This window comes from Streptomyces sp., assembly GCF_031181705.1.
In the GTDB taxonomy this organism is placed as follows: Bacteria; Actinomycetota; Actinomycetes; order Streptomycetales; family Streptomycetaceae; genus Streptomyces.
The window spans coordinates 63990-71254 of record NZ_JAPSKN010000011.1; the positions used below are offsets into that span (position 1 = coordinate 63990).

Here is a 7265-nt window from a genome sequence, read left to right on the forward strand (position 1 = left end):
GGTCACGGACCGGAGCACGCGGGCGTACCCGGCCAGGAGCCGGAGCAGGCGGGCCTGTCCCGCCACGAGCCGGAGCAGCCCGGCGTACCCGGTCACGGCCCGGGCCGGTCCTCCGTCGGCCCGGAGTCCGCCCAGCCCTACGCCGAGCACCCCGGGGAGGCTCCCGGAGAGGTCCCCGAGGGGCCTGTGCCGACGGCCGAACGGGAAGCCGACGCCGTAGGGGCCGCGCAGGCCGCTCAGGAGGCCTCACAGCCCGCCGGCGGCCCCGGTGAGCCACCCGAGGGCGCCGAGGGCGCCGACGACGTCTCAGAAGCCGCGGAAGGCGTGGACGGCGCCGACGGTCCCGCCGAGACCGGCGCCGCACCGCTCCCGGCGGACGCGGAGGCCGGACGGGAAGCCGGACCGGAGGCCGGACCGGAGGCGGCAGACGCCCCGGCCGCCGACGGCGAGACGCCCGGCGAGGACCCCTCCGCCACCCCCCAGGACGCGGCCGCCGACCCTGCCGCCGCCCCCGCCGCACCGCAGGAGGAACACCCCCTCGCCTCCTACGTCCTGCGCGTGAACGGCGCCGAACGCCCGGTCGCCGACGCGTGGATCGGCGAGTCCCTGCTGTACGTGCTGCGCGAGCGGCTCGGGCTCGCCGGCGCCAAGGACGGCTGCTCGCAGGGCGAGTGCGGGGCGTGCAACGTCCAGGTCGACGGGCGGCTCGTGGCGTCCTGCCTGGTCCCGGCCGTGACCGCCGCCGGCAGCGAGGTCCGCACCGTCGAGGGGCTGGCCGAGGACGGGCAGCCGTCGGACGTGCAGCGGGCGCTCGCGCGCTGCGGCGCCGTGCAGTGCGGTTTCTGCATCCCTGGCATGGCGATGACCGTCCACGACCTGCTGGAGGGCAACCCGGCCCCCACCGAGCTGGAGACCCGTCAGGCGCTGTGCGGCAACCTGTGCCGGTGCTCCGGCTACCGGGGCGTGGTCGACGCCGTCAAGGAGGTCGTCGCCGAACGCGAGGCGCACGGCGCCCCGGGTGACGGCGACGGCGACGAGCCCCGGATCCCGCACCAGGCGGGCCCGGGCGCGGGTGGCGTGAACGCGTCGGCCTTCGGGGTGGCCCCGGAACCGCGCGCGCCCGAACCGCGCTCTCCTGAACCGCACGACCAGCCCTACGGCCAGGACGGAGGCCAGGCGTGAGCAACGAAGCAGCCACCGCGCAGGCCGCGGAGGCCGCCCCCGCAGCAGAACCCCTGCCGCACGGCCTCGGCGCCTCCCTCCCGGCCGCCGACGCCCGCGCCAAGACGGAGGGCACCTTCCCGTACGCCGCCGACCTGTGGGCCGAGGGCCTGCTGTGGGCGGCCGTGCTGCGCTCCCCGCACCCGCACGCGCGCATCGTCTCCATCGACACCACGCACGCGCGCGAGATGCCCGGCGTCCGCGCCGTCGTCACCCACGAGGACGTTCCCGGCAGCCCGTTGCACGGCCGCGGCAAGGCCGACCGTCCGGTCTTCGCCTCCGAGGTCGTGCGCCACCACGGCGAGCCCATCGCCGCCGTCGCCGCCGACCACCCGGACACCGCGCGCATGGCGGCCGCCGCCGTCATCGTGGAGTACGAGGTGCTCGACGCGGTGACCGACCCGGAGCAGGCCTTCGAGGCCGAGCCGCTGCACCCCGACGGCAACCTGATCCGGCACATCCCGCTGCACCACGGCGACCCGGAGGCGGCCGGCGAGATCGTCGTCGAGGGCCTGTACCGCATCGGCCGCCAGGACCCCGCGCCCATCGGCGCCGAAGCCGGCCTGGCCGTACCGCGCCCGGACGGCGGCGTGGAGCTGTACCTCGCCTCCACCGACCCGCACGCCGACCGTGACGCGGCCGCCGCCGCCTTCGGCCTGGAACCCGAGCGCGTCAAGGTCGTCGTCACCGGCGTTCCCGGCGCCACCGCCGACCGCGAGGACCAGGGCTTCCAGCTGCCGCTCGGCCTGCTGGCGCTGCGCACCGGCTGCCCGGTGAAGCTCACCGCCACGCGCGAGGAGTCCTTCCTCGGCCACGCCCACCGGCACCCCACCCTCCTGCGCTACCGGCACCACGCCGACGGCGAGGGCAGACTCGTCAAGGTCGAGGCGCAGATCCTGCTCGACGCGGGGGCCTACGCCGACACCTCAGGCGACGCGCTGGCCGCCGCCGTCGCCTTCGCCTGCGGCCCGTACGTCGTCCCCAACGCCTTCATCGAGGGCTGGGCCGTGCGGACCAACAACCCCCCGTCCGGCCATGTGCGCGGCGAGGGCGCCATGCAGGTCTGCGCCGCCTACGAGGCGCAGATGGACAAGATCGCCAAGAAGCTCGGCCTCGACCCGGCGGAGGTGCGCCTGCGCAACGCCATGGCGACCGGCGACGTCCTGCCGACCGGCCAGAGTGTGACCTGCCCGGCCCCGGTCGCCGAACTCCTCCAGGCCGTCCGGGACTTCCCGCTGCCGCCGCTGCCCAAGGACACCCCCGAGGACGAGTGGCTGCTGCCCGGCGGCCCCGAGGGCGCGGGGGAACCGGGCGCCGTGCGCCGGGGCGTGGGCTACGGCGTGGGCATGGTGCACATGCTCGGCGCGGAGGGCGCGGACGAGGTCTCCACGGCGACCGTGAAGGTCCACGACGGCGTCGCGACGGTGCTGTGCGCGGCCGTCGAGACCGGCCAGGGCTTCACGACGCTGGCCCGGCAGATCGTCCAGGAGACCCTCGGCATCGACGAGGTGCACGTGGCGCCCGTCGACACCGACCAGCCCCCCGCGGGCGCGGGCTGCCGCGGCCGGCACACCTGGGTGTCGGGCGGGGCGGTGGAGCGCGCGGCCAAGATGGTCCGCACCCAGCTCCTCCAGCCGCTCGCCCACAAGTTCGGCATGTCCACGGAGCTGCTGCAGATCACCGACGGCAAGATCACCTCGTACGACGGGGTCCTCTCCACGACCGTCACCGAGGCGCTGGACGGCAAGGAACTGTGGGCCACCGCCCAGTGCCGCCCGCACCCCACCGAGCCGCTGAACGAGGCCGGCCAGGGCGACGCCTTCGTCGGCATGGCCTTCTGCGCGATCCGCGCGGTGGTCGACGTCGACATCGAGATCGGTTCCGTACGGGTCGTGGAACTGGCCGTCGCCCAGGACGTGGGCCGGGTCCTCAACCCCGCCCAGCTCGCCGCGCGGATCGAGGCGGGCGTCACTCAGGGCGTGGGCATCGCGCTCACCGAGAACCTGCGCACGCCCCGCGGCCTGATCCGCCACCCCGACCTGACCGGATACGCCCTCCCGACCGCCCTCGACGCGCCCGACATCCGCATCGTCCGGCTGGTCGAGGAGCGGGACGTGGTCGCGCCCTTCGGGGCCAAGGCGGTCAGCGCGGTGCCGGTGGTGGCCTCCCCGGCGGCCGTCGCCTCCGCCGTTCGGGCCGCGACCGGCCGGCCCGTGAACCGGCTGCCGATCCGCCCGCAGGCGGCGGTGGTGACGGAGCGGTCCTGATGCCCCTCACGGGCGTCGTCCTCGTCACCGGCGTCATGGCGGCCGGCAAGTCGACGGTCGCCCAGGCGCTCGCGGAGACCCTGCCGAGGGCCGCGCACGTCCGCGGGGACGCGTTCCGGCGCATGATCGTGACCGGCCGCGAGGAGTACGTGCCCGGCGCGGACGGCGAGGCGCGGGCCCAACTGCTCCTGCGTCACCGGCTGTCGGCGGCGACGGCCGACGCGTACGCCGAGGCCGGTTTCACGGCGATCGTCCAGGACGTGGTGCTGGGCGAGGACCTGGGGACGTACACCACCCTGGTGCGCACCCGCCCGCTGTACGTGGTCGTCCTCGCGCCGCGCCCCGAGACGGTGGCCGCGCGGGAGGCGGCGCGCCCGAAGACCGGGTACGGCGCCGGCTGGACCGTCGGGGCGCTGGACGAGGCGCTGCGCACGCGGACCCCGCGGATCGGACTGTGGCTGGACACCTCGGAGCTGACGGTGGGGCAGACGATTGAGGCGATTGCCGCGGGAAGGGAACGCGCGAGGGTCGTCTGAGCGTCATGGGGGATGGACGCGTTGTGAGCGCCGGGCACGCGCCGCTGTTCCGGGGCGTTGTCAGTGGTGGGGCGTAGTGTTCCGGTCAGTGGGGGGCGGATGCCGGGCCTGGCCGGGCGATCCGCCGTGCTCCACCAGGGGACGGGAGCAAGCCATGCGGGGGAGCCCATGAGTACGACCGACGCCGGTACCGCGGTGATCACCCTGGCCGAGTCCGAGCTGGACCCGTGGGTGACGCACGCGCCGACGCGGCACTGGCTGACGGGGCCGGGTCTGCCGGCCGACAGCGGCGTGCTGAGCTTCGACGGGCTGCGCGGGGACGGCCTGCGCACGGTGGCGGACTCCACGGGCGACCCGGCCGACCGGCTCGCGGCGGAGCTGCGCGAACAGCTGGTGATAGGCGGACTCCTGGGCCCCGCGGGCCTGGAGACGGAGTCGGTCCTGCTGGACGGCGCGACGGGCGGGATCTCGACGACGTACCTCCTGCACGACCGCCCCGGCCTGATGGACCGCCGCCTCCTGGCGCCCTCGCTGCGGACGCTGGTCCGCTTCGCCGGGGCCACGGACGAACTGGCCGGGCTGCGCGGCCAGTTCGCCTCCTACGCCGGCCGCTACGGACCCAGGGCGGTGGCGGAGGCCTCCCAGCACCTGCTGTCCGTCTTCCGGGACGGCACGGACGGCGAACCGGCCCCGTTCTGGAGGATGGCGGCCCTGATCCGCCCCCTGTCCCTGGTCGCGGGCCGCTCCGGCGCCTCCGGCCTCTCCCTTGACCTCCCGCACCGCCTCCTGGACCAGGAGTTCGGCCCCGGCAAGGTGGCGCGCTTCGAGGACGTGGACTTCCCGGCGACCCTCACGCACGAGCCGACCCGCCGCTTCCTGCGCGAGGTGGGCCTCCCGGAAGACGCCCACGTCTTCTCCCTGGACACGGACGTACCGCTGGCGACCCTGGCCGAGTTCCACGCCGACGCGGACACCCCGGCGCGGCTCCCCGCCGGCGCCGACCGGCTGATCCGCCTCGGCCACCTGATCGAGGACAACAGCCTGGTCGTCGACGGCGCCACGGGCGCGGTCCTCAACTGGAGCGAACCCGAGGCGACGCTCCACCCCCTCAACACGGACGTCTCGACCCTCGCCTTCACGCTCTGGCTCCTGCACCGCGAGCGGGCGATCGACGAGCAGTACGACCACGAGCCGACGACCGACACCTACGACCAGCTGGCCATGACGATGCTCCAGGTCCTGTCGACGGTCGATCCGACGGGGGTCGCGACGCCGGCCTCGTCCCGGCACTGCTGGACGACCACGTTCCAGGACGAGGCGGGCGGAGTGCTCTGACGGGCCCGCCGTCAGGCGGACCGGGAGGCGCCGCGGCGGCGCACGGCGAACACCAGGGCGCCGCCGATCACCGCGGCGGCCGCAGCGGCACCGGCGAGCAGCGGGGTGCCGTCGGAGCCGGTGGCGGCGAGGTTGCCACCGGTGGAGCCGCCGGCCGTGGTGCCGCCGGAACCGGCGGAGGTCCCGGCCGAGGCCGTGGCCGAGGGAGAGGCCGTGCCGCCGGTGCCGCCGGCGGCCTGGCCCCCCGGCTCGTTGCCGCCGCCCCCGCTGCCGCCACCGTCGGCGCCGTCCGACGGGGTCGGCTCGGGCTCGTAGTCGCTCGGCAGGTCGATGCGGATCAGGGCGGCGTTGTTGGCGCGGTTCTTGTCGTACGCGGGCGCGATGTCGTAGACGGAGGACGCCGTGACCTTGCCCTCGGTGTCCTGCGCGGACTCCTTGACGTCCAGCAGGAAGGTGTAGGCCAGGGACTGGCCGGCGTCGAGGGTCCCGTCCTCGGGCCAGCAGACGTACTTGGGCTTGCCCGGGGTGCCCTGCGGCCCGCTCGGCCCGTCGATCCCGAACGGCGCGCAGTCCTTCGGCACCTCGACGGCGGTGGTGCCCGGCGGTATCTGCACCAGCAGACCGGGGAGGTCGTCGCTCTCCTGGTTCTGCACCCAGCCCGGGCCGTCGTTGCGCAAGGCCGCCGTGACGGACTGCTGCTCGCCGGCCAGGGCCTCGGTGTCCTCACCGACCGCGACGAGGTCGGCGGTGTTGTCCGCGGTCAGGGTCATCCGCCGGTGACTGTCGTCGTACCCCTCACCGGGCGCGTCCCCGCTCGCGCTCGTGCCGTACTCGACGGCCTCCATCAGGGCCTTGCCGAGCGCCTTGAACCGGACGGGTGCGGTGACGGAGGCGCCCGGCTCGACGACCGTGTCGAGCTCGCACAGGGCCTGCCTGACCTGGTCCCGCACGGTCGAGTAGGTGCAGCCCGCCACCTCCTCGGGGAAGTCGAGCCCGCGCGTCAGACGCACCCGGAAGGTGACGCCGTCCACCGCCGCCGCGCCCTTGTTGGTGAGCGTGACGGACCGGTCGTACACCTCGCCCGGCTTCAGGGACGCGGCCGGCAGTGTCGAGACGACCAGGTCCGGCCCGCCCTCCTCGGCATACGCCGCGGGCGCGGCGACAGCGGGTCCGGTGACGGCGATCACGGCAGCGGCCAGGACGGCTGCCGGGGGGCGCAGATGCACGGGGGTTCTCCTCGTGGAGACGGTGGACATGACGGACCGGAGCGTCGGCTACCGGTCATGTTCTGGACACCTGAGAGGCCCTCGGGGTTGTGCGCCAGGCAACCGTCTCGTGCCCGCTCCGGGCGGCGGCGGACCGGCCGTGCGCCTCCCGGGCCCCGCGGCGGCCGAGGATGACCCGGCGGCTTGCCCCTGTTGCGCCCCGAACGCGCCCTTCCCCCCTTCTGTGCCCCGGCGGATGCTCGGGCCATGGGGGACACAGGCGAGTCGGGCATCATCCCGTTGCACCACCCCGACGGACACCGGCAGCGGCCACCGGACGCGCCGCAGCCGTGGGAGAAGACCGACCGTGCCCAGGCGGCACTGGAAGGCGCCACCGGCCCGGAGCCGCCCGCTCCGCCGCTCTGCCCCACCTGCGGGCTCGTGGGCGACCGGTGCGTCACCTACTACGGCTGGCACGTCCTCCTCGAACCGGACCTGCGGGTGCCGGCGCACCTGGTGCCCGCGTGGCACCGCTGGTACGTCGACGCCAACGGCACGGCCTGGAACAGCCGCGACGACGAGCCCGCGCCGGGGGCGGTGTGCCGCGTACCCCACCGCATCACCTGCCCCGGCCTGCGCCTCGAGGAGGCCGGCCCGTGGCGCCGGCTGGACGCGGCGCGCCTGGAGAACGCACGCCGGGC

At 75.5% G+C, this 7265-nt stretch carries 6 protein-coding genes; 5 read left to right on the forward strand and 1 reads right to left on the reverse strand.

All coding sequences use genetic code 11. The features are described 5' to 3' along the window. The 4 genes from RIN80_RS04480 to RIN80_RS04495 all read left to right on the forward strand — a co-directional run. Positions 1–1182: 2Fe-2S iron-sulfur cluster-binding protein (locus tag RIN80_RS04480; RefSeq protein ID WP_309094151.1), on the forward strand; the 1182-nt coding region annotated here is incomplete at its 5' end. Further along, the gene (locus RIN80_RS04485) at positions 1179–3488 is read left to right on the forward strand and encodes a molybdopterin cofactor-binding domain-containing protein (protein ID WP_309094152.1); all 2310 of its coding nucleotides are present in this window, start codon (positions 1179–1181) and stop codon (positions 3486–3488) included. The genes RIN80_RS04480 and RIN80_RS04485, both read left to right, overlap by 4 nt. Continuing rightward, positions 3488–4024 carry an AAA family ATPase gene (locus RIN80_RS04490; protein WP_309094153.1) on the forward strand — a complete coding sequence of 179 codons (537 nt, stop codon included), beginning with the start codon at positions 3488–3490 and terminating at the stop codon, positions 4022–4024. Before RIN80_RS04485 ends, RIN80_RS04490 begins: the two co-directional genes overlap by 1 nt. Before the next feature lie 168 nt (positions 4025–4192). Continuing rightward, positions 4193–5359 (forward strand): SUKH-4 family immunity protein, encoded by a 1167-nt coding sequence (locus RIN80_RS04495; protein WP_309094154.1) that lies wholly within the window; start codon positions 4193–4195, stop codon positions 5357–5359. Between the two features lie 11 nt (positions 5360–5370). Here the strand turns inward: RIN80_RS04495 and RIN80_RS04500 are convergent, their stop codons facing one another. Continuing rightward, positions 5371–6585 (reverse strand): LAETG motif-containing sortase-dependent surface protein, encoded by a 1215-nt coding sequence (locus RIN80_RS04500; RefSeq protein WP_309094155.1) that lies wholly within the window; start codon positions 6583–6585, stop codon positions 5371–5373. Between the two features lie 246 nt (positions 6586–6831). Between RIN80_RS04500 and RIN80_RS04505 the strand changes: the two genes are divergently transcribed. After that, on the forward strand, positions 6832–7265 hold a 434-nt coding region (locus RIN80_RS04505; RefSeq protein WP_309094156.1), incomplete at its 3' end, for a DUF6083 domain-containing protein.